This is a genomic window from Acinetobacter sp. (genome assembly GCF_036659555.1).
Classification (GTDB): Bacteria; Pseudomonadota; Gammaproteobacteria; order Pseudomonadales; family Moraxellaceae; genus Acinetobacter.
Genome location: NZ_JAVXCI010000043.1, coordinates 1 through 24,048 on the forward strand (window position 1 = coordinate 1; position 24,048 = coordinate 24,048).

At 48.7% G+C, this 24,048-nt stretch carries 23 protein-coding genes; 19 read left to right on the forward strand and 4 right to left on the reverse strand.

Annotated features, from left to right (window positions below; all coding sequences use genetic code 11):
* The 3 genes from RSA72_RS07535 to RSA72_RS07545 form a co-directional block, all read left to right on the forward strand.
* Positions 1–182: hypothetical protein (locus tag RSA72_RS07535; RefSeq protein ID WP_332623660.1), on the forward strand; the 182-nt coding region annotated here is incomplete at its 5' end.
* Between the two features lie 227 nt (positions 183–409).
* Complete coding sequence (locus tag RSA72_RS07540; RefSeq protein ID WP_332623659.1) at positions 410–1,078, forward strand: hypothetical protein; 669 nt, start codon at positions 410–412, stop codon at positions 1,076–1,078.
* A gap of 663 nt (positions 1,079–1,741) precedes the next feature.
* Entirely contained in the window at positions 1,742–1,948 is a 207-nt protein-coding gene (locus RSA72_RS07545; protein ID WP_332623658.1) for a hypothetical protein, read from the forward strand.
* Positions 1,949–2,081: 133 nt separating this feature from the next.
* Here the strand turns inward: RSA72_RS07545 and RSA72_RS07550 are convergent, their stop codons facing one another.
* The 3 genes from RSA72_RS07550 to RSA72_RS07560 all read right to left on the reverse strand — a co-directional run bounded on the left by RSA72_RS07550 (position 2,082) and on the right by RSA72_RS07560 (position 4,118).
* Complete coding sequence (locus RSA72_RS07550; protein ID WP_332623656.1) at positions 2,082–2,492, reverse strand: hypothetical protein; 411 nt, start codon at positions 2,490–2,492, stop codon at positions 2,082–2,084.
* A 227-nt stretch (positions 2,493–2,719) separates the two neighbouring features.
* Positions 2,720–3,334, reverse strand: coding sequence for a hypothetical protein (locus tag RSA72_RS07555; RefSeq protein WP_332623655.1), 615 nt, complete (start codon positions 3,332–3,334; stop codon positions 2,720–2,722).
* Between the two features lie 85 nt (positions 3,335–3,419).
* Complete coding sequence (locus RSA72_RS07560) at positions 3,420–4,118, reverse strand: 3'-5' exonuclease (protein ID WP_332623654.1); 699 nt, start codon at positions 4,116–4,118, stop codon at positions 3,420–3,422.
* Positions 4,119–4,368: 250 nt separating this feature from the next.
* Here RSA72_RS07560 and RSA72_RS07565 point away from each other — a divergent pair, with 250 nt between their 5' ends.
* The 7 genes from RSA72_RS07565 (at position 4,369) to ahpF (ending at position 13,028) form a co-directional block, all read left to right on the forward strand.
* The gene (locus RSA72_RS07565; RefSeq protein WP_332623652.1) at positions 4,369–5,583 is read left to right on the forward strand and encodes an alpha/beta hydrolase; all 1,215 of its coding nucleotides are present in this window, start codon (positions 4,369–4,371) and stop codon (positions 5,581–5,583) included.
* Between the two features lie 152 nt (positions 5,584–5,735).
* Entirely contained in the window at positions 5,736–6,986 is a 1,251-nt protein-coding gene (gene glyA / locus RSA72_RS07570) for a serine hydroxymethyltransferase (protein ID WP_332632972.1), read from the forward strand.
* A gap of 161 nt (positions 6,987–7,147) precedes the next feature.
* A complete protein-coding gene (gene rnk / locus RSA72_RS07575; protein WP_332623650.1) occupies positions 7,148–7,552 on the forward strand; it encodes a nucleoside diphosphate kinase regulator in 405 nt (134 codons plus the stop codon).
* 776 nt (positions 7,553–8,328) lie between these two features.
* Positions 8,329–9,117: a tellurium resistance protein gene (locus RSA72_RS07580; protein ID WP_332632974.1), complete on the forward strand. Its 789-nt coding sequence runs from the start codon at positions 8,329–8,331 to the stop codon at positions 9,115–9,117.
* Positions 9,118–9,134: 17 nt separating this feature from the next.
* Positions 9,135–10,268: a toxic anion resistance protein gene (locus tag RSA72_RS07585; protein ID WP_332622374.1), complete on the forward strand. Its 1,134-nt coding sequence runs from the start codon at positions 9,135–9,137 to the stop codon at positions 10,266–10,268.
* Between the two features lie 54 nt (positions 10,269–10,322).
* Positions 10,323–11,240 carry a hypothetical protein gene (locus RSA72_RS07590; RefSeq protein ID WP_332622375.1) on the forward strand — a complete coding sequence of 306 codons (918 nt, stop codon included), beginning with the start codon at positions 10,323–10,325 and terminating at the stop codon, positions 11,238–11,240.
* A gap of 222 nt (positions 11,241–11,462) precedes the next feature.
* Positions 11,463–13,028 carry an alkyl hydroperoxide reductase subunit F gene (gene ahpF, locus RSA72_RS07595; RefSeq protein WP_332632976.1) on the forward strand — a complete coding sequence of 522 codons (1,566 nt, stop codon included), beginning with the start codon at positions 11,463–11,465 and terminating at the stop codon, positions 13,026–13,028.
* On the opposite strand, the gene RSA72_RS07600 is transcribed toward ahpF, so the two are convergent.
* Positions 13,017–13,382: a hypothetical protein gene (locus tag RSA72_RS07600; RefSeq protein WP_332632978.1), complete on the reverse strand. Its 366-nt coding sequence runs from the start codon at positions 13,380–13,382 to the stop codon at positions 13,017–13,019. The genes ahpF and RSA72_RS07600 overlap by 12 nt on opposite strands.
* A 1,055-nt stretch (positions 13,383–14,437) precedes the next feature.
* Here RSA72_RS07600 and RSA72_RS07605 point away from each other — a divergent pair.
* From RSA72_RS07605 to RSA72_RS07645, 9 genes are all read left to right on the forward strand, one after another.
* The gene (locus RSA72_RS07605) at positions 14,438–15,034 is read left to right on the forward strand and encodes a biliverdin-producing heme oxygenase (protein ID WP_332622381.1); all 597 of its coding nucleotides are present in this window, start codon (positions 14,438–14,440) and stop codon (positions 15,032–15,034) included.
* Between the two features lie 24 nt (positions 15,035–15,058).
* Positions 15,059–15,484, forward strand: coding sequence for a YbaN family protein (locus tag RSA72_RS07610; protein WP_332622382.1), 426 nt, complete (start codon positions 15,059–15,061; stop codon positions 15,482–15,484).
* A complete protein-coding gene (locus RSA72_RS07615) occupies positions 15,485–15,967 on the forward strand; it encodes a transcriptional repressor (protein ID WP_332622383.1) in 483 nt (160 codons plus the stop codon). It abuts the gene before it with no gap.
* A 91-nt stretch (positions 15,968–16,058) separates the two neighbouring features.
* Positions 16,059–16,598, forward strand: coding sequence for an RNA polymerase sigma factor (locus tag RSA72_RS07620; RefSeq protein ID WP_332622384.1), 540 nt, complete (start codon positions 16,059–16,061; stop codon positions 16,596–16,598).
* Positions 16,588–17,472 carry a FecR family protein gene (locus RSA72_RS07625; protein WP_332622385.1) on the forward strand — a complete coding sequence of 295 codons (885 nt, stop codon included), beginning with the start codon at positions 16,588–16,590 and terminating at the stop codon, positions 17,470–17,472. The genes RSA72_RS07620 and RSA72_RS07625 overlap by 11 nt, the downstream gene beginning before the upstream one ends.
* A gap of 75 nt (positions 17,473–17,547) precedes the next feature.
* Positions 17,548–20,769 carry a TonB-dependent receptor gene (locus tag RSA72_RS07630; protein WP_332622387.1) on the forward strand — a complete coding sequence of 1,074 codons (3,222 nt, stop codon included), beginning with the start codon at positions 17,548–17,550 and terminating at the stop codon, positions 20,767–20,769.
* Positions 20,770–21,051: 282 nt separating this feature from the next.
* Positions 21,052–21,825 carry a Slam-dependent surface lipoprotein gene (locus tag RSA72_RS07635; RefSeq protein ID WP_332622388.1) on the forward strand — a complete coding sequence of 258 codons (774 nt, stop codon included), beginning with the start codon at positions 21,052–21,054 and terminating at the stop codon, positions 21,823–21,825.
* 71 nt (positions 21,826–21,896) lie between these two features.
* Positions 21,897–23,393, forward strand: a complete 1,497-nt coding sequence (locus tag RSA72_RS07640) for a surface lipoprotein assembly modifier (protein WP_332622389.1) — start codon at positions 21,897–21,899, stop codon at positions 23,391–23,393.
* Positions 23,394–23,861: 468 nt separating this feature from the next.
* A partial coding sequence (locus tag RSA72_RS07645; RefSeq protein WP_332632980.1) for a hypothetical protein occupies positions 23,862–24,048 on the forward strand: 187 nt, incomplete at its 3' end.

Sequence of the window (24,048 nt, forward strand, 5' to 3'; positions counted from 1 at the left end):
AGGTCTCCGAAGCCTGTGGCGTGGGTTCGAGTCCCGCTGAGCGCACCATTTTATATCATAAGATCAATAAACGATTTATCTTCCGTACAGTTCAAAACTTTCCAGAAAAAATCGCCGAATTTTTCCGGGCCTCTCATCAATTTTGTCAAATCCTATTTTTAGTTGATTATTCATTGTTTTAATTCATAAAAATCAATAAAAAATTTAACTGGCGGCGGCTTGGCATTTGCCGCATATGCAAATAACCAATCATATTCAATGCTGAACCAATGCAAGCTGGATACCGGCACCATATTTTTAATCTCAAAACTGTGATTGAAATCACTCTTAGCTGATCGGCATTTATTTTTTTGAGTGGTTTTTTTATACAAAAATTAGTATCTTGTCTTGATAACAAAAGGACAATCTAATGAAAAGAATATTTTTAATCGGGCTTTGCCCTTTAATTTCATCATTTGCTATGGCAGGCAAACCCGCAGTGCTGCAGCCTGGAGAGATGCTGCCGGCTGGGGCTGTTATTGCAAACCCCTATCAAAACCAGTCTTATTCCCAAAACAGCAATATGTCAGAACAGTTTTCCTTGGCTTCCGGCTATACTGGGTCAAAAATTGGCTCAGATGAGTTTGGCGGTGATGAAAGGTTTAACGGGGCGTTTCTCAATGCATCGACTGCGCTGGATGCTAAAGTAAGCCTGTACGCTGAATATGCATATCAAGGGGCATCAGATATTGATTTTAATGAATTTTCTATTGGCATGCTGTATAGGGCGTTTGAAAACAACAGCGCTTATGCGTCCTTAGGTTTTGGGGTTGGGTATGCATGGCTGGATGAAAGCGCCTACAATATTAATAACGGCGTCAACACTTCAGTTGAGCTGGAGTACGTAACGCTGCCGGTCAATTTTGAATTTGGCTACAAGATCAATCCAAGTGTGGATCTATTTGGAAATGTTGGCTATAAATGGTTTTTCAACAGAGATGCGGAAGCCTGTATTGGGGGCGCTTGCATGTCAGGCAATAGCTCTGATCTGAATATAGATGGCGTAACCTACAAAGCTGGCCTGCGCTATAATTTTTAGATTGCACAGATTCTGATTGATATGCCCCTTTAGCAATACTGGGGCACTTTTATTTGGATGCAGCCTGTTTTCAGGGCCGTGATCATCTGGATTGCGGAAAGCGGCGGCGGAATAGTGCGGGGGATTTAAACAGCCATTTACCCGCTAATTTACTCGATATGCTGCAAAATTGAGCAGATGCAATATTGAAAATATTTGTCTTTCAATCATTTATTTTTGCATAGTGAAAGCAAAACTGAAGCTTAATTATTATCCGCTTTTTTGAGTGTATTTCAATTGCATTTATTTTAGTCAAATGTGCTGAAGTGTTAAGCAGCCTTGCCAAAAAAAATCTTCAGGCCTATATTGATACTACAGTAGGTCGAATAATAAAGACGCTACGATGCAGTTGGACGGATCAATGACAGCTAATTGAGTCTGAACCCAAGTTCAAACAAAAAATCAGCACTAGCCTTCCAACATAGAGCCCGCAGAGATGCGGGCTTTTTTAATTCGCAAAGATTTTATATTGTCATGTGTTTACATAAAACTCCCTAATTTATTGATCTGCAGCTGCTTAGGTTAAATAAAATTACAATGCCATGAAATCTAACATTTTTTTGTGAGGCGTAATTCCAGGCGTGTGCTATAAAAAATGATATTCAAATAAACGGGATGATGATTATGACAAAAATGATTGATATTAAGGTCAAAGACCAGTTTAGCCAGATTTTGGATGCCAAAGCTTCATTGCGCGCAGCGCCGGAAACTCAGGAGCTGTTCAGGCGTATTGAACATATTGTAATTGCTGGAGAAGTCATTTTGCCAAGCATTGAACTGCTGTTTGAAAGCAGAAACTCATCAAGCATTTATAAAGTTGTTGAAGCCTGAACAGCCTTATTAGGCTGCAGTCCGCAGAAAAAACTCACCGGATCCGGTGAGTTTTTTTTGGGGGATCATGCATAGCGCGAAAGAATTCAGCAGGATTGATTCGGAGCATAGGGGCATCAGTGGCACATTGCTTCTAAGGCTGCTCTGCGTTGTGCGCAGCCTGCCTGCACAGCGCTGATGAGGCTTGTTTTGGCGGGCTGCTTTTGAAATTGACACTGACGCCGTAGCGGTCAAAATCTTGCAAAATGGTGTGAATAGCCTGCTGCGCTTGCGCACTTTCCGGCTGAAGCATGATTTCCTGATTTAAGCGGCTGTCAAAGCATTCAATGCTTTCAATTTCCCAATAATGCGCAGCTGGGCCGCTGCGCATCATCAGGCGCCGAGGCTGTAAATAATCGCAGATTTGGCGCGGCAGAACATGAGTAATGGCCAGCTGAATATGGGTTAATTCTTCTTTGGGGCTTAAAAAAGTGATGATCCAGTTGCCGACTTTGCTTAAATGCATTGGATTATCCAAAGTATCAAATTCCAGAAAATACTGCATGGCTTGAGCTGTTCCTCAAAAATACAGCCCCTATATATGCATGGGAATCAGAGCGCAGGCTATTGCAGAAAAGCCGCAGGCATGCGCAGTTCAAGGCGGAACAGCGCTAAGATTTTTTAATTAAATAGATGTAATTCAATATCTTATTTGTTTTATTTCGTGATTAAGGCATCATTGCTTAGTTGTTTTTTGAATGAGCTGCAATGAAAAAGCTCTTAATGGCCGGGTTATGATCCCTGCAGCGTGCGCATGCTGAGGTTGACCTGCTGCAGGGCTGCATTCAGGCTTTGGGGCAGAATGCGTGATTCCTGAAGCTGGGTAATCCACTGCATTTGGCAGGCTTTCAGCTGCGGGAGCTGTTCGGACTGCTTGATTTTCTCAATCAGCAGCTTGGCCATCAGTCCGCAGTACTGCTGCAGGTGCTGAATCATAAAATGCTTTAAATCTTCAAAACCTAAAGCTTCTGCCGGCTGCGCCTGAATTGCGCTTTCCGCAATGCTGACATTGGCCTGTTGCGGGAATCTATTCACAGCTTGCGGCGCGGCTTGTAAAGTCGTCTGAATTTCTGAAGGCTGGCTTAATATTTCGTGCTGCGGGTCAGCATCTTGCTGCGCTGCAGGGGCTTGCAATTCAGCATCGGTTTCCTGCTTTTGAATGAGGCCCAGCGCCATCAGCTGCTGAATCAGTTCCGGGTCTGCGATGCGCTGCTTCAGCATGCAGTTCAGCGTATTAAAATCTTCCGTGCCAATCAGGAGCAAAAGGCGGCGCTGTCTTGCATTCAAATCCAGCTCGCGGTGCTTGAGCGTGCGGAAGCCAAGTTCGGTTTTATAGAAAGTATGCATGCCTTAATTTATTCCCCGATAAATTAAGGCTAATGGTATTGTGTGAAAATTACACTTACATGAAAGTTTTATGACAAAGTTGACTTTATAGGGCGGTAATTGCCGAATTTTCCAGCGCCTTGCGCAGGTAGGGGTCTAAATCGTCCTGGCGCAGCAGCCATTGCACATAGTCCGGCGGCAGGTCAGCAATGGCCGAGCCGCGGTGCTTGCCGAAATTAATGCTGCGCGGAATGCGGGCATCTTCAGAAGCCGCATACAGTTCTTCAATGCTGCTGATTTTCAGATGATGAACAATGTGCATCAGAATGTTTGCCGTCAAAATAATATCCATGTCTGCGCGGTGCGCTTTGCGGATCATTTCGCGGGCTTTCCCGCTGCCTTTGCTGATCATGTAAATAAGTGCGGAAATATTGTGCGCTTCGGCATTTGGCCAAACCAGTCGCGCAAGGGCAAGGGTGCAGATGGCTTTAATTTTGGATGAATCTACGCCGCATTTTTCCAAGGCGCGGATATCATAGTCAATATTGTGGCCAATGATATACACGGTGTCTTCCGGCAGCTTAAATGCGGTGCAGTGCGGCTGGCCAGCTAAGTCTGATTCCAGAATATGATGCACGGCCATGGCCGCATAGGAGATCGGCTCATCTACGCTGTACAGCTGGTCAAACAGCTGTGATTTGTCTAAAGTTATTTTATGGTCGGCAATTTGAATCGGCGCGTATGCAATCTCAATCGGCTGGCCATTTAAAGTATGCGTTTCCGTGTCTAAAATAATCGCTTGCATACGTCACTCCCTCAAAAGCATTTGAATGCAGCAATCTAACATTTTCAGCATAAAATAAACAAATTGAAAGCATGAGAAAGCATCAATTGAGCGATAAAGAGTCTTTATTTGTTGCTTAACAGTCCCTTGCTGAGCGCTGAAATAGATCAATGATTAAAAGATTGGATTGAATCTGATCATAAAAAAGCGTAAAAATAAGCGGTTGCTGATGATTCGGCAAAACAATAAAAATTGAATAAGGATATAAGATATGCAAAAGAAATTGCTGGCCATTATGTTGACAGGCAGCGCTTTGGTGCTGACCGCCTGCGGCGGGGATGACGATGCAGTCTATGTTGCGGGTGACGATGTCCCTAAATACAGCATTGCTGATCCTGTGGTCACGGCGCCTGCATATACGCTTGATGACCTGTCTGCTGATGCTGAGGACAGCCGTTTGATGACCTATAAAATGCTGGGTGTTGACGGTAAAATAACACAAGCGACTGCTTTGGTATTTACGCCGAAAACGGCTCCGCCTGCGAAAGGCTGGCCGATTGTGGTTTGGGCGCATGGCACCACAGGGGTTGCAGACAAATGCGCGCCAAGCCAGCAGGGGCTGCAGGGTACTCAAGACTTGCTGGAGCAATTGCTGGCTGAGGGCTATGTGGTTGTCGCGCCTGATTATGAAGGCTTGGGAACTGCCGGCAGCCATCCATTCCTGAATTTAAAAAGTGAGGCATTTTCCATTACGGATGCTGTAATGGCCGCCCGCGATTACTTAAGCCGGCAAGGAAAGAAAGTTTCTGATCAATGGATGACAATAGGGCACTCACAAGGCGGGCATGCTGCTTTGGGCGCAGCGCAATATGCTTCAAGAATACAGCTTGACTATAAGGGAACCATTGCGATTGCGCCTGCTTCAAATCTTGAGGTGATTTTGAAGGGTGGGGAAGCTGCTGTTAAAGATCAGCCTGCAAATGTGCAGATTCCGGTATTGGCGCGGCTGGATATGTTTACCTCATTAATTGTGGCAGGGATGCAGGGGCATGATATTTCAGTCAATTATGCTCAGGTGTTTAAAAGTGATACAGCTGCGCTTGCGCCTATAGCGGAAAGCGAGTGTGCAAAAACTGTAGGTGATGCGCTGGGCACTGGCATGGGACAATATGCATTTACCCATAATAATTCGCTGGATGGCTATGGCCGCACGCAAGACAACTTTATGGCGGTTCCGCAAATCCGCACTTTCCTGGAAAAAGATTCGCAGCCGCTGCGGAAAAAAGTTTCGACTCCAGTAATTATCTATCAAGGTACGGCAGATACTACTGTGCCAAGCCCTGCTACAGATTTATTGTTTTTAGTCGGGGATGGAAATGGAACTAAGATTAAATATATTAAAGATACTTGGAATCACGATACGGTATATGAGAACAACTTTGATAACTTTATCCAAGATGTCAAAACCTTAATGCCCCTGCAATAATTTGACGTGAATACAAAGCCCATGCTTAAGCTAAGCATGGGCTTTTTTATTTAAAACTGAAAAACTTCATTCTCTGCATTTAGAAACTTCATGCTACAATACGCGCCAATCTTAGCACGGCTTAAAAGCCCTAAATTCATAGGACCTCGCTAATGTTTGCCAATATCTCTATTGCTGAATTTGATCCAGAATTAGCTCAAGCAATCTCTAACGAAGATGCCCGCCAGGAAGCGCACATTGAGTTGATTGCATCTGAAAACTATTGCTCGCCAGCGGTTATGGAAGCGCAAGGATCAAAACTCACTAACAAATATGCGGAAGGCTACCCAGGCAAACGCTATTACGGCGGCTGCGAATACGTAGACGTAATTGAACAATTGGCAATTGACCGTGCTAAAGCGCTTTTTGGCGCTGACTATGCAAACGTTCAGCCGCATGCCGGCTCACAGGCGAACTCAGCTGTGTACTTGGCGCTGCTTAACCCGGGCGATACAGTATTAGGCATGAGCTTGGCGCACGGCGGCCACTTGACTCACGGCGCTAAAGTCAGCTTCTCAGGCAAAACATACAACGCGGTTCAGTACGGCTTAAACCCGGAAACTGGCGAAATTGACTATGAAGAAGTTGAACGTTTAGCTGTAGAGCACAAGCCGCGCATGATCGTTGCCGGTTTTTCTGCTTACAGCCAAGTAGTTGACTGGCAGCGTTTCCGCGACATCGCGGACAAAGTTGGCGCTTACCTATTTGTAGATATGGCTCACGTTGGTTTAGTTGCTGCGGGTGTTTACCCAAGCCCAGTACAAATTGCTGACGTAACAACAACGACTACGCATAAAACACTGCGCGGTCCGCGTTCCGGCTTAATCCTTGCGAAAGCAAACGAAGAAATCGAGAAAAAACTGCAGTCGGCAGTATTCCCAGGCAACCAAGGCGGCCCATTGGTTCACGCGATTGCCGCTAAAGCGATCTGCTTTAAAGAAGCTATGGCGCCTGAATACAAAGAATATCAAAAACAAGTTGTGGTTAACGCTAAAGCTATGGCTGAAGTCTTAATCGCGCGCGGCTATGATGTTGTATCCGGCGGCACTGAAAACCACTTGTTCTTATTGTCTTTAATTAAACAAGACATTACTGGCAAGGATGCTGACGCTTGGTTAGGCGCTGCTCACATTACTGTGAACAAAAACTCAGTGCCAAACGACCCGCGTTCTCCGTTCGTGACTTCAGGCATCCGCATCGGTACGCCTGCAGTGACAACCCGCGGTTTTGGCGAAGCTGAAGTGCGTGACCTTGCCGGCTGGATCGCAGACATTCTGGATGCGAAAGGCGATGAAGCGGTAATCAATGCGGTAAAAGCGAAAGTTGAAACGGTATGTGCTAAATTCCCGGTTTACGCAAAATAAGTTCTACTTGAGAAAAGCCCCCTCAAGGGGGTTTTTTTTATAGCCTTAAAAAATACACATTATTCAATATGATTAAATTCTGCTATAACAGAATCATCGTGATAACAAGAATAAATCTTCCTGTTGATTTGACTTGCTAAAGATGCAAAGGAATTAAGTAGATGACCAAACCGAATATCATTCTTTCTGAGCAGGACCTGCACCGCTTGGAAACTATGCTGGAACACCAGTCTAAATTGACGCCGACCATGGAGCATTTAGAAGAAGAGCTGGCCCGCGCTGAAGTCGTTGCGCCAAAGGACGTGCCTGCCAATGTGGTCAGCATGAATGCCACGGTTTTAATCACCATTGCCCCGGCGGTTGAGCCGACGGAAATTACTTTGGTTTATCCGCATGAGTTCCGCGGCGATAAAGGCCAGGTCAATGTACTTGCGCCGGTGGGCGCAGCGATCTTAGGGTTGTCTGAAGGGCAGGAAATTGAATGGCCGCAGCCGGATGGCCACACCATGAAGGTGCGGATTGAAAAAGTCCTGTATCAGCCGGAACGCGAAGGGAATTATTTATAATTCCTGCAATGGCGCATGCCGCGTAGTTTTGCAAAGCCCCGGTGAAAAGGTAATGCCAGTCAGTTAAGAAACTGACTGGCTTTTTCTTTTTAAATCCTAGATTTTATCTGATACGCGGGAGTGTCATCCGCAACCTGAGCGAGAATAAAAGCACTGCTTTTATTTGAAGCGCAAGGCGAAGCGGTGGTCTTTTAAATAGACTGTTTTGCAACGGAAATATTTAAAGTGCAGAAAGAGAACAGGTTTTGCGGTGAGGCGCACTGCGCCGCAAGATGCTTTCCTTGCGAAGCTTCGCTTCTCATTTGGCGAATGAGGAACACTGTTCCGCAAGGAACAAAACGAGCTCCAAAAATTAGATTTAAAAACGGTAAGACTCCGTCATGAATAGCTTAAAAAAGTTAAGGAATTTATTGAAAACTCCTTAACTGATCAGCATTACGGTGAAAAGGGGCTTTGCTGTTTTTACCGGACAGTTATCGCTAAACTCTAAAGTCTGTATTGTGCATAATTTCCCATAAAATATGCTTTCATTCGGTTTTGTGTGTGGCCGCTATTTTAGGTAATTAGCTATATTTTAGCACTTACGGATTTTATCTAAATAGCCGATCATAAAGGCGGAAAATGCAAAAGTCAGATGCATGATAATGCGCCGCATGATTTTGTCATTCGGGACGCGGCATCCATGCAAATTATTTCTCATGATTTTTGCAAAAATCTACATGAACTTTGCTATAAAAGACGTAGTATAAAAATGATTTTATTGAGTTTAATTCTGTATGCCCCAAGTTGACGTTCTGGTTCCGCTAAACGAGATTGCGCTTGATCCTGCAGATCTGCTGTCAATCAAGCGCAATGAGCTGGTGCCTTTGCTGAATGATCAATACAGGCTGAATCATTATGCCGATGCGCTGATTCAGGCGCAGTCCGCGCTGCTGCATGGCGTAGACCCGAAGCTGACGAAGCAGCTGAGCCAAAGCATTGAGCAGCTGATTCAGACATTATCCGATTCTAAAAAGTACCTGAAACCGCGCAAATTCAATGCCCTGCAAAAATGGCTGGGCATTGATCTGGAGTTCGGCTCCAGCCAGGTTGAATATTATAAAAATCTGGACAGGCATTTAGACCGGGCTAATCAGCTCAGCCAGCGCCTGCAGATTGAAATTCAGAAATCTCAGGCGCGCTTTGCGCAGCTGCAGGGCCTGCGGGAGCAGATGGCGAGCTATATTGCGGCCGCGGAAGAATTTTCACATGAATATCCCGGTTTTGCGCAGCAGCATCCGCTGGATAGTTTTGCAGAGCGCCTGTCGAAAAAAATCCACAGCCTAAGAACCCTGCAGGCCAGCAATGAGATTGCTATCAGGCAAATGCAGCTGAGCCAGCAGCTGTCCTTTGCGTTGCTGGACCGCTTTAAGGAAGCGCAGCAGGTGCTTATTCCTGCATGGCAGTATCATGTGCAGCAAAGCCAGAAAAACGGCGCTGGCACATCGCTGGAAAAACTGGACAGCAGCCGCGAAAATTTAATTAAAACGTTAAGAAAATCATTAGAGAAGCCCTCTAAATCATAATCAGTACAAGGTGAGCTATGACCGATCCACAACAAACCGATTTGCCCGCAGAAGCCACGGCAGCGCTGGCGGAGCAGAAATTCCAGCAGCTGGATTTGCAGGCGATTGGCCTGCAGCCTGCAGACTTTAATGAAGTGATGGCAGCGCGTAAGGAATTGGCTGAAATCAGCCACAATTCGGTTGCGGAATACGGCAAAAATATTGCTTCTAAAACCTCCGGTTATACCGACGAGCTGCTGAGCCTGGTGCAGAACAAAGACCTGGACGCGGCGGGGCAGAAGCTGAATCAGGTGGTGCAGGTGGCGCAGCAGCTGAATACCAGCAGCATTTTAAATAAATCGCAGAATTCAGGCTTTTTCGGCAGCATTCTCAGCAAATTTAAGGGCGCAAAGCAGAGTTTTGACCAGCACTTCAATACCACCAAAGAGCAGATTGACGCTTTGGTGAAGGAAATTGAAAGCTCGCAAAGCGGCTTGAAGTCCCGCGTCAATACTTTGGATAAAATGTTCGGCGGCGTGCAGGAAGAATATAAGCAGCTGGGGGTGTATATTGCTGCCGGCAAAATCAAAGAGCAGGAAATTCAGCAGGAAATTTCGCGCCTCACTGCGCAGGAACAGGATCAGAACACCACGCAGAAAATCTATGACCTGAACCATCTGGCCAATAATCTGGAAAAGCGCGTCAGCGACCTGCAGGTGCTGCAGCAGTCCGCGATGCAGACATTGCCGATGATCCGCATTATCCAGTCCAATAACTTAATGTTGGTGGATAAGTTCTACGCCATTAAAAACATTACCCTGCCGGCGTGGAAAAACCAGATCAGCCTGGCGATTTCGCTGCAGGAACAGAAGAACAGCGTGCAGCTGGCCAACACCATTGATGACGCGACCAATGAGCTGCTGAAGCGCAATGCAGACCTGCTGCATCAGAACTCGGTTGATACCGCCAGAGCCAATCAGCGCTCGGTTATTGATATTGAAACGCTTGAACATGTGCAGAACACCCTCATTAATACCGTCAATGATGTGCTGCAAATCCAGAAAGAAGGGGTGCAGAAGCGCGCAGAAGCCGCAGCGCGCCTGCGCGCGCTTCAGGACAATTTGAATCATTTAGTGCTTGAGTCCAGCTCGGGCGGGCCTAAGCCGAACTAAGCCGGTGTTTCTGCGCTTGGGGAGGCCCCTTACATGCCGTTCAGGAGAACAGATTTGCCTCCCTTAGATGAATATGCCGTCAATCCGCAGCAGCTGGAAACAGGCCTGCATGCGCTGAAAAAGCGCCAGCGCAATTTAATGCTGCTGGGTGTGGCGTCAAGCGCCGTGCTGACTGCGTCAGGCATTGGGCTGTTTGCGCTGCAGGATTTTATCTACAGCTTTTTTGGCCTGACTTTGCAGGTTGAACAGCTGCATATGCCGGCCAGCGCCGATGCTGCTCTGGCGTCGCTGGGCCAGCAGCCGGATTATTTGGTCAGCCTGCTGTCCTGGTTCGGCTGGCTGTTTTTAAAGCTGTTTGCATCATTCTTCGGGGCATTTTTTGCAGTTTACCTGCTGCGGAAATTCAAGTTTTTCTATGTCCGCTTTCAGTCTTTTATGCTGAAATTTGTCGGCTGGCTGATGGCTTTTATTGTCATCTGGTCGGGCCTCAGCTATGCGCAGCATGACTTGAAAAGCGCGCAGTACGAAGAATACCGGCAGATTGTGCAGTACGATAAAAATATACAGGACAGCGAAATAGCGCGCTATGTGGCGGATGCGCAGCTGGCAGCGCCACTAAAGTCTTATCTGCTGGCGCAGACTGCGCTGCTGCATGATCCGGCTGACCGGGCGGCGGCCATTCCTCAGGTGCGGGCCTTAATCAAGGCGGAAAAGAATGATCCGCATTTTCTGGATTACGGCTTTAAGCCTGAGCAGCTGTGGACGATGCAGAATCAGCTGTTCAATCAAACCCTGACGCCTATGGCGCAAAGCGTCAGCAAGCAGGCCGCGCAAGCCGAGCTGCTGAACCGCGCGGCTTACTGGGTTCTGCTGGCCATTATTGCAATCGCCGCCGTGGTCAGCCTGACGCTGTTTGCGCTGTCAGCGCGGATTAAAAGCCGCGCGGTGCGGATTGAACAGCGCATCAGATAGGTGTTTTGGGGCCGCCGAAGCATGATCTGTCATGTTTTTAAAGAAAGAATGTTGCATTCACCGCATAAGGCCCTATATATAAACTATTGTTATTCAGTTTGTTTTTTATCTTTAATCTAATATTTCGATTACTGTGATAAAAACAAACTGTTTTATCTATTTTTAGAAATAGCCTATTATTGCTTTATCAAATAAATACTTGCTCCTTTGGAGGCCTCAGCAATGCTGGATCAAAATACTTCCGCTCAATTAAAAACACTTTTGCAGCGTCTGGAAAGCCCGATTGAAATTGTCGCGTCTTTGGATGCTTCGGACAAATCAGCTCAAATTAAGGAGCTGGTGACTGAAATCGCAGCCCTGTCTGATCTGGTGACTGCGCGCTTTGACGGCGCCAATAAGCGCGCGCCGAGCTTCGGCATCGCTAAAGCCGGTGAACAGCCGCGGGTCAACTTTGCCGGCCTGCCGATGGGCCATGAGTTCACCTCGCTGATTTTGGCGCTGCTGCAGGTTTCCGGCTACGCGCCGAAAGTGTCTGATGAAATTCTGGCGCAAATCAAAGGCTTGAATCTTAAAGCGGATTTTGATGTATTCGTATCGCTCAGCTGCCATAACTGCCCGGACGTGGTGCAGGCGCTGAACCTGATCGCCATCTACAACCCGGGCGCGACAGCAACCATGATTGACGGCGCATTCTTTCAGGATGAAGTGGAAGAGCGCAAAATCATGGCGGTGCCGATGGTGTTTCAGGACGGCGCGCATATCGGCCAGGGCCGCATGACGCTGGAAGAAATTGTCGCCAAGCTGGACAGCAATGCGGCGGCCAAAGACGCGGAAAAACTGAATGCCAAAGAAGCCTTTGATGTGCTGGTGATTGGCGGCGGCCCGGCAGGCAACACCTCTGCAATTTACGCAGCGCGCAAAGGCATTAAAACCGGCATTGTGGCGGAACGCATGGGCGGCCAGGTTATGGACACCATGGACATTGAAAACTACACCTCGATTCAGAAAACCCAAGGCCCGAAATTCGCTGCTGAAATGGAAGCGCATGTGCGTGAATACGGCGTAGACATCATGAACCTGCAGCGCGTTTCGGCAATTAAAGGCGCAGATGCAACCGCCAATGGCCTGGTTGAAGTGACGCTGGAAAACGGCGCGAAGCTGGAATCGAAAACTGTGATTCTTTCGACCGGCGCGCGCTGGAGGGAAATGAATGTTCCGGGCGAGAAAGAATACAAAACCCGCGGCGTGGCCTACTGCCCGCACTGTGACGGCCCGCTGTTCAAAGGCAAGCGCGTAGCGGTGATTGGCGGCGGAAACTCCGGCGTGGAAGCAGCGATTGACCTTGCCGGCATTGTGGAGCATGTCACTTTAGTCGAATTTGATACTAAATTGCGTGCGGATCAGGTGCTGCAGGACAAGCTGCGCAGCCTGCCGAACACTACGGTGATCCTGAATGCTCTATCTACAGAAGTCGTGGGCGACGGTTCGCAAGTTACTGCGCTGAAATACCAAGACCGAGCAACTGGCGCTGAACATGCGGTTGAGCTGGCGGGGATCTTTGTGCAGATCGGCTTGCTGCCGAACACGGACTTCCTGAAAGAAACAGCGGTAGAACTTTCAAGCCGCGGCGAGATTGTGATTAATGAGCGCAATGAAACCAATGTAAAAGGCGTATTCGCTGCCGGTGACTGCACCACCGTGCCGTACAAGCAGATCATTATTGCCACCGGTGAAGGGGCGAAAGCATCGCTGTCCGCGTTTGACTACATCATCCGCTCAGGGCAGTAGTTGACTGAAAGCTGAGGTGAAGTGGCTGCATCTTCGTCTCAGCATATTGAATTTTAAAGACTTGAAGGAACTTTGGATGCTGATCTGAAGTTCCTTTTTATTGCCGGAGCGGGGCGAATGCAGGATTCTCAGGCCATTTTCCAAGAGGCTGCGCTGGAGCCGGCGCTGCTGCATTTTTCTCAGGATAGATGCATATTCCTCCGGCGCTGCTGCAAATGCTGTCCAGCAGGCGTAATGCCAGTCAGTTAAGAAATTGACTGGCATTTTATTTTTAAATTCTAAATTTTCTTTGATACGCGGAAGCATCATCCGCAACCTGAACAAAAACAAAGCATTGCTTTGTTTGCAGTGCAAGGCGGAGCAGCAAGAATAAAAGCACTGCTTTTATTTGAAGCGCAAGGCGGAGCGGTGGTCTTTGAAATAGACAGTTTTTGCAACTTTCCGCGCTATAGCTAAACTCTGTATTACGCATAATTGCCTATAAAATATGATTGCACTGGATTTGAGCCGCATTAACTATTTCGGCAATTAATGATGATGCTTGCACTGCCTCATTTTTACTTTAAAAGTTTCAATGCCTTTGCGCAGGCAAGATATTACTTTGGAAAGACCCAAAGCAGCAAAAGTCTTTTGTTGCCCATACACGGCGTCATTGCCGTGATGGGCAACGTGCGGCATCCCTGCCGCACACGCGTATCCTAAGTGAGGCTAGGAAGCTGGAAGCTAAGGAGATTTTTGCGGAGTCGTTTAAGAAAACTTAGCTATATCGCTAAGTTTTGAAATCTGTACCACACATAATTTCCCATAAAATATGATTTCATTAGGTTTTGTGTGCAGTTGCTATTTAAGTAATTAGCTATAAGCCTGATCCTGTTCAGCACTGCAAATTTCAAGCGATTCCGCTAAGTTTTTCCATTTTCTGCTTATCTTATGCAGCCCCCAAGCTTGCTCAAAATGAAGCAAGCTGAAAACCCGCTGCTGTTTTTTTACAATTCTTTACATTTGCCATAACGCATTCCGGCCTGTTCATCCGTCTATAGGGGTAAAGGCAGATTTTTTGGCCTGAAATAATTGGCTGGGTGGCCTGCATGGCAGCTGAAAGGGACGGAATGCATGAAGATGGCGGTTCAATATGCTGGGCTGAGGGTTGCGGGAAAATCCGGCTTTTTGCCTGCGCCCGCCGAACGCCTGAATATTTCCCTGCACTGGCTCTAAGCATATGCCGGCCGTGATGGATTCCCCGAATAGAAAGCAGAAATATGCAGCTTTATCCGCCTGCAGAAAACCGGCGCAGCGCCGGGCAGCAGCGCAAGGCAGCCTATTCGGCCTTAAAAGCAGGCGTTTCCCATTCAGGGCAAGCTTACCGCTGATTGAATATATACCTTCAAGACGTTTATTCAGGAGTTTTTATGAATGCATCAACAGAACAAACAGCTGCAGGCAGCTTAATGCAGCGCTTAAAGCAGGAAACCGCTGCAGAGCATGAGCGGATGGAAAGCCTAATGCAGCGCTCAGAAGCATTTGCCAGCAGGGAAAATTACGCGCAGTTTACGCTGTCGCAATATTATTTCCAAAAGGATGTCGAGCATTTGTATCAGGATCCGGCTGTAGAGCAGCTCATTCCTGACTTGGATGTGCGCGGCCGTTCCGAAGCCGCTTTGCAGGATTTGGCGGATTTAGGCCTGGAGCCGCAGCAGCAGGGCATTTTTACCGCAGCGGTTGGCTATCCGCAGTCTTTGGGCTGGATCTATGTTTCTGAAGGCTCAACCTTGGGGGCCGCTTTTCTGTTTAAAGAGGCGCAGGCCAAGTTCGGCTTCAGCGCAGACTTTGCTGCCCGCAACCTGGCGGCTTATCCGGAAGGCCGCGCCGTGGTATGGAAGCGCTTTAAGCAGACGCTGGATGAGGCGGATTTCAGCCCGCAGCAGCAGCAGCAGATTATTGAGGGCGCCTTGCAGGGCTTTCAGCGGTTTGGCGCGCTTCTGGCGCAGCTGAAAGACCTTAAATAAACCGGAAATAAAGGTGAGCCGCACATGAAACATGCTGAGTCAGAGCCGAACTTAACCGCCGCCGCCCGCATGCCAGAGCCGAAACTGGCGAAGTCATGGCTGATGCGCTGGCTGTGCATTGCGCTGGCTTGGCTTTGTTTGGCGCTGGGCACGCTGGGGCTGGCGGTGCCGGGCTTGCCGGCGTTTGACTTTTACTTTTTAGCCGCTGTATTCGCCGCCAAAGGCTCCAGGCGGCTGCATGGCTGGATTGTCAATAACGCCGTGATTGCGCAGGTTCTGCAGCAGTGGCATGCAGAGCGAACTTTGCCTTTTAAGGTGAAGCTGTTTTCTTTGGCCAGCATGGGCATAGCGGCCTGCATTTTAGCTTGGACGGTGCCGCACCCGTGGGCCGTCGGCGCGGTGATTGCCCTGATGGCCTTTGTGCAATTGTGGATGTGGCTGAAAGCCTAAATGAATGCAGGTGTGAATATGTTTGCCTATGAAAAAAATTCAGCGGAACTGAAGGCGCTGCTGCTGAAAGCGGATTTAAAAGTGACTATGACCCGCTTAACCATCCTGCATATTCTGCGCAGCGCGCAAAGGGAGCTGACCGTAACGGAAATTTTATACAGCCCGCAGCAGCAGCTTAAAAAACTGTCCTGCGCCGGCATATATCAGGCCTTAAGGCAGCTGGAGCGGGCCGGGCTGGTGGCTAAATTCAAGCTGGGCGATGAGCAGGCGTTGTATTCCTTTAAAAATACCCAGGCCAATATCCGCATCTGCTGTAGGCAGTGCGGCAGATTGGAGCAGATTGCCGACCCGCTGTTTGAGCTGCAGATTCAGGAGCTGATACTGATTCATGGCGCCAGTTCCTATCATTTAACTCTGGAAAAGAGCAAATGCTTTTACTGTAATGAAAATGCGCCGGAACCGCTTGATCATCCGCCCTGCTAGCGCATGAACTGGGCGGAGGAAAGCAATCAGGATTGAAAATTAAATGCTTTTAAATGATAATGATAATCATTTTTAGATTGTGACAGTCAATATGAAAGACGCTGTATTCTCCCGCGGCAGCGGCCTGGTTCAGCACTACGATGAACTTGTGGATTACATCAGTTTAAAAGTCGGCAGCCGGCAAATTGCACTGGATGCGGTGCAGGAAACCTACCTGCGCGTGCTGCAGCGCCCGGAGCAGTTCCTGAATTTAATGCACCCAATCGCATTTTTAAAAAAAGTCAGCATCAACATTGCGCTGGATCATTTAAGAAAAGACAAAAATTACGGCAAGCATTTTGAAGCGCTGGAGCATGATGAAATTGACGCGCTGGCGGCATTAAGCGAGCTGTCTGAGCAGGAGCTGAGTGTTGCCCGCGAGCAGTATGCGCAGCTGATTTTAAAGCAGATTGCAGCTTTGCCGCCGGCCTGCCAGGATGTTTTTTTGCTGATTCAGTTCTACGGCATGACGCAGGTGGAAGCGGCGCAGCAGCTGGGCATTTCCCGAACCATGGTGATCAGGCATTTCACCAAAGCGCTGCAGAGCTTCATTCCTGTTTTTATTGATGAACAGGCGCAAAATGGATCATAAAAAGCTAAGCAGGCATGCCAAAGCGCATAGCCTGCACGATATTCAGCGCATGCTGGCCAGTTTTGAAGATGACATTCTGCCGAATATCGCCTCTAAAGATGAAATTCTGCAGCGGGCCCGGCAGCGCCAGTTAAAGAAAAAATCTGCCGGGGCATCGGCCTTTGCAGTGTGCGCCATGCTGCTGGGCGCGTATTGGTATAACCCGGCCTATCAGCAGTATGACTTGGCGACCGTGCGCGGGGAACAGGCCAGCATCCGGCTGCGCGATGGCAGCCGAATCATGCTGAATACCGATACTCATGTGCAGGTGCAGGAGCGCCTGCGCAGCCGCGAAATTACCTTAAGCCGGGGCGAGGCGGGCTTTCATGTGGCGCATGCGCAGCATCAGCTGCTGCGCCGTTTTGAGCGCAGCTTTCAGGTCAGCGCAGGTGAAATGCTGATTATTGATATTGGCACGGTGTTCAATGTGCAGAAGCATTCGGCTGCAGATGCTTCGGTGACAGTGCTGGAGGGTGAAGTTGCCATCGGCATTCAAGGAGCTGACGCGCCGCTGATTCATTTAAGCCAAGGCCAGTCTTTAAGCAATCAGCAGCGGCGCTTAAATAAACCGGTTCTGGCCAATCTGGACGCCGTACAGGCATGGCAGACCGGCCATATTGTATTTGACCGGACGCCTCTGCATGCGGCGCTTCAAAATTTTCAGCGCTATGCGGACTTTAATGTGCAGATTCAGGATGCCGAACTGAAAGATATGCAGATTAATGGGCAATTCAAAATTCACAATTACCAGCATTTCATGCAGATACTGCCTTATGTGGCGCCAGTCCGGGTAGAAAAAACTGCAGCCAAAGCATGGAAAATTGCAAAAAAATAAATTCCGCAGGTTTACATCTATTCATCATGAACCGTCTTTGTAAATGAGAAGCATTTTTATTGATACGGGTGTGAAATGAGGCGTAACCAGCAGGCAGAGCAGCAGCGCAGCAAAAGGCCGGCATTTAAACAGACTGCATTAAGCTTTGTGATTGCGGCGGCAATTTATTCCGCGCCGCTGCATGCGCAGCATGTGGAACTGAACCTGCCGAGCCAGCCTCTGCAGCAGTCAATCCAGCAGCTGGCCAGGCAAAGCGGCGCGGAAATCATTTCCGCCGGAAGTATTTTAAGCAATAAAACCGCGCCGCAGATTAAAGGCAAAGTCTCTGTCGAACAGGCGCTGAAGGCCATGCTGCAGGGCACCAGCCTGACGGTGCAGAAGCAGGGCAGCGTGTACGCCATTGTGGAAAAGAAGGCTGCGGCCTCCCCGGCGGTTCAGCTTCAGCAAAAGCAGCAGGCTCAGCCGGCAGATTCCATCAGCAGCCCGGCGGATCAGCCTGCAGTGCAGATGAACGCGATTACGGTATATGGCGCTAAAGACCGCGACACGCAAGGCTATGATGATGTTTATGAAAAAAACTATTCCACGGTTTATGCCGGCAAAGACTTAATTGAGCGCTTTAAAGGCTCATCGCCTGCAGATTTATTTAAAGGCATGTCAAATGTCTACAGCGGCGACGCCCGCAACTCTGGCGCGGTCGATCCGAATATCCGCGGCATTCAGGGCCCGGGGCGCATTGCGTTGACCGTAGACGGCACGGAACAGTCTTTGGCTGCATGGCGCGGTTATAATGGCGTCAGCAACCGCAACTATATCGACCCGAACCTGATTGGCGGCATGCAGGTGATTAAAGGCCCTAATCAGGTTCGGGATGTCAAAAGCGGGATAGGCGGCGCCGTGGCGGTCAACACGCTCAGCGCCAGCGATATTGTAAAAGAAGGGGAAAGCTGGGGCGGTGAAATCAAGCTGGAAGGCAGCAATAATACAGTTAAGGAACGCCTGACGCCGTCTTATGACGGGCGTGATTACCGCGATGTAGTCGAAGAGCTGGGGCTGCCCGGCTGGACTTCGCAGCAGCGGCAGGACCCTATTCTGTATAAGCCGCTGCGCGGCAGTTCAAGCAATGATTTTTTAAATATGCAAGATCAGGCTGCGCGCATAGCCTTAGCCACCAAGCAGGATAATTTTGAGCTGATCGGCGCCTATGCCTGGCGTGAGCGCGGCAATTATTTCTCAGGCAAAAAAGGTTCGGCTTTTTATGACAAGGAAGGCGATCCGGGATTTTATGATTTTGTGCCGATGATGGCGCGTATTTACAAGCCGGGAGATGAAGTTCCGAACACCTCCAGCAGAATGGAATCCTGGCTGCTGAAAGGCAAATGGAATATCAGCGATGAGCAAGAAATTTCCGCAGGCTACCGCGACAGTCAGCATATTTATGGTGAAATTATGCCGTCCCGCGTTTCGTGGAGTGACACTACTCAAGGCGGGGAGACCATTGTGCCGCAGTGGCCGCTGAGCACCATTGATATCAAAGCGTATAATTTAGACTACAAATATAAGCCGGCAGATAATCCGTGGGTAGACCTGCACACCAGTTTCTGGATGACTGATGCCGATTCTGATTTATACAATTCAGGCGGCTTCCCGAATGCAGTGGGCCGGTTTGACTGGAGATTCAAGCCGAATGCAGGCCGCACGCCTGTGCCGCCGGGGCAGCCGAATCCTTATCTGATTAAGGACACTGCGCATATGATCACGAAGAATACGCGCAAAGGCTTTAATATCAGCAATAAAATGAATTTAATGGCGGAGCTGGATTTAACCCTAAGCGGCAGCTTCCAAACCGAGAAATTAAGGAGCACAGATCCTTATCCCGAGGTGGGTGAAGCCGGTTTCCGCATGGCGCCTAGAAGCGGGCAGCGCAAAGAGCATGAATACAGCTTCAACTTTGACTGGATGCCTGCAGACTGGCTCAGTGTTTCCGCCGGCGCAAGGACGGTATCTTATTCTTTAACAGATGACCTGCTGAAATCACGGATGCAGGAAAAGCCGCAATATACCGTAAAGTGGCTGGCAAAAGAGCTGACGCATACGCTCCGGACTGACAATCTGACGCAGGAACAGATTGACAGCTGGATTCAGCATGAAACAGCATTCCGGATTCAGAAAGAGCAGCTGCTGTACGGCCATGAGCTGGATCTGCAGGCGATTACCGACAGCGTCAACACGGAGATGGATTTTGAAAGAATCGGATTGCAGTACCATTTAGGCCAGGCCCATGATAATTTGCGCATGAATTCGCTTTGGATGGCGGACTCAAGCGGCGATTTCCATTTGGAGAATAACCCTTATCTGAATGGAACAATTGATTTGTCTAAGGTTGAGAACCTGCAAGAAAATACTGTCCAGACAGAAGACCTTATACAGCGGGTGGAAAGAAACAATTATAAGAAAAAAGACCATGGCGGCTGGGTGCCGTTCATTTCAGCTGCGGTTAAGTTCAGTCCGCAAAGCCGCCTGTATTTAAATTACAGCGAAGCATTGCGCATGCCAAGCATGTTTGAGGGAACGCTGGGCTTTTCTGGCGGCCTTTATGCCGACAACCCAAAACCTGAACATGCCCATGCTTATGAAGCTGCCTATGTGCATGATTTGAGCAAGTATTTAGATGCCAGCTATGCCGACATTAAATTGGCCTATTTCTATACCTTAACCAATGACGTGATTGAGCGGGACAATAACTTCAGATTTGCCAATATTGACAAGCAGACTCTTGCCGGCTGGGAACTGCAGGGGCGCTATGACAGCGGCAAATTTTTCACTGACCTGAGCCTGGTCTACAACCAGAAAAATGAAGTGTGCGATGACATATCGGCAACCAAAGCGGTTGGCGAATCCATTTACAAAAATCCGGAGCTGTATAGAAAATGCGTAGATCACGGTTTTGTGAATGGCTATCTGCTGACTATGGCGCAGCCGAAATATTCCGCCAACCTGAATTTAGGTACGCGCCTGCTGGATCAAAAGCTGGAATTGGGCAGCCGCCTGACGTGGCATTCCAAGCACAGCAATCAGATTGATCAGGCGATAGACAGCGGTTTCTTCAATGCGCCGCTGTCTTGGGACAACTTGCTGCTGGTAGATGCCTATATGAATTATAAACCGCGGCCGGACTTGTCTTTTGATTTGGTCGGCACCAACTTAACCAACCGCTACTATATTGACCCTTTAAGCCGGACCTCTTATCCGGCGCCGGGAAGAACGCTGAAGCTGGGGCTAACCTACAGCTTCTGATGCGTTCTGGCGCGGATGCCAATAGATTTAACGGACATGATTCTGCCGGCTTGAATATATGAATGATTCAGCTTTTATAACTCAAGGCGGCAGAATGATGGCAGCAGCAGGCGGCTGCAATGACGCAATAGCCTGAAATAAGCGCTTAGCTTCCCATTTTTACAGTTTAAGCCCTACGAAAAATGAGAATGCATAATGTGCTTATTTAAATAAGAATCATTAAGATTATTATTCAAAAATAATTTTAATGAACAATAGAACTGAACCATGAGGAAAGAAAAGATGAAATTGAATCAATTTGCATGCGCATTGGCAGCTTCGCTTGGCATGATCGGCGCTGCGCAGGCTGCGGTTGTCAGCAGCCAGTCCTATACAGAATCCGGCGGCCTGCGTACAGGAAGCAGCCTGTATCCGATTGGCACAGCCGGCAGTGCTGGTGTCGGTGTAAATGGCGTGCTGCTTGGGGTTAAAGCGGCTGTCAGCCATTTTGACACGCTGGGCTATACCAATGCTTACGGTGTGATTGACTTTAGCGGCAAGCAAATTGTTGCAGACGGCAAAGCGCCGGGCATCTGGCCAGCGGATCACTCCGGCTTAGGGGTTTGGGCCATCAAGAAAGTAGGCGCACAGGATGTCTGGTTCGGCGAATGGGGTAAAGAAGGCGCAGCTCAAGGCAGCAAGGCCGCAGGCACGCACACGGTATTTTATGTCGGCGAGAAAGGCAATGCAGCCAGCACGCTGCCGGCGGGCACAGCAACTTATACTGTGCGCACCATCAATAACTATGCGGCGGATAGCGCTTTGCCGGCCAGTACCTTAACCGCAGAGTTCGGCAGCCGCAAAATTTCATCAGCTGGCGATATCAACTTCGCCAATGGTTCAATTGACGCAGCCAAGGCAAGCTTCACAGCGGCCGGGGCCAGCGTTGTGAGCAGCGGCGGGACGGGCGGTCTGGTCAAAGGCGACTTTTTCGGCACAGGCGCTGCCGGTGTAGCGGGCACAGTGAAATTCCAAGACCGCAATCAGGATGTTGCTTTTGGCGGGACGAAAAACTAAATAATTTGAAGAAAGGCCTGCTTCGGCAGGCCTTTCTTATTTTAATTTGATCTGGCTGGGATATTCTGTTTGTGAAAAAAAAGCTCTTATTTTGCGCCGTATGTGCTGTTCTGCAATGCGCGCATGCCGCAAATGACGACACGCGCCTGCGTTTAGAACAGCAGCTGCATCAGCAGCAGCTTCAGCAGGAGCAAAGCCTGCAGCAGCTCCGGCAGCCCAGTCCGGAAGATTTGCCCGTAATGGTCATTAACGGCGAAACGGTTGCAGTAGCGCAGAATGCGGCGGATGTCGGCAGCGCTTTATATATCGCCGTCATGCAAAAGCAATGGCAGGCCGCGCAGATTTACCTGCAGGCCTATCTTAAGCTGGAAGGCCATGATCCGTCTTTGGCCCTGTTTGCGCAGGCCGCTTTAGCGCGCATGAAGGGCTATCTGAAGCAGGCGGAGCAGCAGTTCCAGCAAGCCGCAGCCATGCAGCCGCAGAATATGATGATTAAGCTGGAATTGGCCCGGGTGCTGACAGAGCGTCAAAAAAATAAAGCAGCGGCGCAGCTGTTTCAATCCGTCAAAGATCATTTGGCGCAATCTTCAGATGAAACAGCGCAGAATATTATCAAAACGGTCGATCTTTACTTAAAGGGGCTGAAGCAGCGTGACAGCTGGCAAGGCTCGGCTGCCTTTGGGGCGCGCTACGCTGGAAATATAAACAGCGCCTCTGAACAGCATAAAACCATTACATATTATCAAAAAGATCCGGACACTGGCGCAAGCATTCCAGTGGCTGAAGTGCGGCAGGGCGCTCCTGCTGCCGTCGCCGCTGCCGGTTTGGATTATGAAGCGGCCTTAACCAAGCATTGGACGCTGTCTGGCAATCACGGCATCGCATCGCGCGGCTTGCTGTATGGGCAGGCCTATCCTGAACAGGCCGATTATGATGAATTGACCCTTAATTTAAATGCCGGCTACAGCTATCAGGATGAGCGCAATCAGGTTTTGGCAGCCCCGGTATTTGAATATAAATATTATGCGCATGAGGCATACTACAATTCTTTGGGCGCGCGTGCGGAGTGGATGCGCTTTATCGGGCAGGATAAGGCGCTTAAGCTGGAAGCTGAAATCAGGGATATTCATCACTTGAAATATGCGCCGCAAAGCGGGGTGGAAAGTTCGGTTTTCGCCACGTTCTGGAAAGTTCTGCCGCAGCAGTGGACGCTGTTTGGCGGCCTGGATTATGTCGACCATAACAGTGAAGAACAGTACTTTACAGCCTATGAGCAGCAGGGAGTGCGCTTAGGCCTGAGCAAGCAGTTTAAAGCAGGCTTTAATGCTGCGCTGTTCAGCTCCTACCGCTGGCGGCAATTTGATCAATACGTTGCGGGCCTGGGCTTTGATGCGTGGCGCCATGACTTTGAACAGAACTACACGCTGGTTTTCAGCGCGCCGAAGTGGGAGCTGTATGGCTTAACGCCTAATCTGACTTATCAATACAATAAAAACCGCAGCAATGTGGATTGGCTGTATTCTTATGACAAGCACAGCGTCAGCCTAAAGCTGGAGCGCCGCTTTTAAGGCGCCGCATGCGGGCAATGCAGTTCAGGGCAGCCACCGACGCATTTTTCAGGCGGAATTTTATCCGCCATGATTTCGCGCTGCGCATCAGCTGAAAAATAAGCGCTGTCCGCATTATGGTTCCGCACATCTGGATGAAGTGCCGGCAACTCCGGATTGAGCTGATTTTTTGGCGGAAACGCATTTTTAGCGCTGCATTTCCTCTTAACTCCGCTGTTTTTAAAGCTATTGTTCTGAAACAGCAGGCATTGCATTCTAAAAAATTAATTGCTGATTTTTAAAAATATTTTATCAAAAGGTCATGAGATTAAATGGCCTTTGGGGATTATTGCGCTTAAATATCAAATAAATATACCTAATTCTAGCGATATAAAAACAGGATGTTTAACGCTATGTTTCCACACATTCACTTTGATGGCTAAGCAAAAAAATGATTTGGGCCATCAATGCTTTTGTCAGGGACATCTTATGAACATTCATACTCAGCGGCTGCTGCTGTGCGCGCTTATTTCCGCAGCTTTGCCAAGCGCCTTTGCCAATGCGCCTGCAATAGATTTGGCCGTCAAAGAAAATGACCGGATTCAGCAGAATTTGCAGGACCGTTTACGCTATGAACAGGAACAGCTTCTTCAATCTTCCAAACCTCCTGCACGTA

Bases quoted from the DNA above. Each gene is read 5' to 3' on its own strand.
- RSA72_RS07540 (WP_332623659.1), top strand. From the start codon at position 410: ATGAAAAGAATATTTTTAATCGGGCTTTGCCCTTTAATTTCATCATTT.
- RSA72_RS07545 (WP_332623658.1), top strand. From the start codon at position 1,742: ATGACAAAAATGATTGATATTAAGGTCAAAGACCAGTTTAGCCAGATT.
- RSA72_RS07550 (WP_332623656.1), bottom strand. From the start codon at position 2,492: ATGCAGTATTTTCTGGAATTTGATACTTTGGATAATCCAATGCATTTA.
- RSA72_RS07555 (WP_332623655.1), bottom strand. From the start codon at position 3,334: ATGCATACTTTCTATAAAACCGAACTTGGCTTCCGCACGCTCAAGCAC.
- RSA72_RS07560 (WP_332623654.1), bottom strand. From the start codon at position 4,118: ATGCAAGCGATTATTTTAGACACGGAAACGCATACTTTAAATGGCCAG.
- RSA72_RS07565 (WP_332623652.1), top strand. From the start codon at position 4,369: ATGCAAAAGAAATTGCTGGCCATTATGTTGACAGGCAGCGCTTTGGTG.
- glyA (WP_332632972.1), top strand. From the start codon at position 5,736: ATGTTTGCCAATATCTCTATTGCTGAATTTGATCCAGAATTAGCTCAA.
- rnk (WP_332623650.1), top strand. From the start codon at position 7,148: ATGACCAAACCGAATATCATTCTTTCTGAGCAGGACCTGCACCGCTTG.
- RSA72_RS07580 (WP_332632974.1), top strand. From the start codon at position 8,329: ATGCCCCAAGTTGACGTTCTGGTTCCGCTAAACGAGATTGCGCTTGAT.
- RSA72_RS07585 (WP_332622374.1), top strand. From the start codon at position 9,135: ATGACCGATCCACAACAAACCGATTTGCCCGCAGAAGCCACGGCAGCG.
- ahpF (WP_332632976.1), top strand. From the start codon at position 11,463: ATGCTGGATCAAAATACTTCCGCTCAATTAAAAACACTTTTGCAGCGT.
- RSA72_RS07605 (WP_332622381.1), top strand. From the start codon at position 14,438: ATGAATGCATCAACAGAACAAACAGCTGCAGGCAGCTTAATGCAGCGC.
- RSA72_RS07610 (WP_332622382.1), top strand. From the start codon at position 15,059: ATGAAACATGCTGAGTCAGAGCCGAACTTAACCGCCGCCGCCCGCATG.
- RSA72_RS07615 (WP_332622383.1), top strand. From the start codon at position 15,485: ATGAATGCAGGTGTGAATATGTTTGCCTATGAAAAAAATTCAGCGGAA.
- RSA72_RS07620 (WP_332622384.1), top strand. From the start codon at position 16,059: ATGAAAGACGCTGTATTCTCCCGCGGCAGCGGCCTGGTTCAGCACTAC.
- RSA72_RS07625 (WP_332622385.1), top strand. From the start codon at position 16,588: ATGGATCATAAAAAGCTAAGCAGGCATGCCAAAGCGCATAGCCTGCAC.
- RSA72_RS07630 (WP_332622387.1), top strand. From the start codon at position 17,548: ATGAGGCGTAACCAGCAGGCAGAGCAGCAGCGCAGCAAAAGGCCGGCA.
- RSA72_RS07635 (WP_332622388.1), top strand. From the start codon at position 21,052: ATGAAATTGAATCAATTTGCATGCGCATTGGCAGCTTCGCTTGGCATG.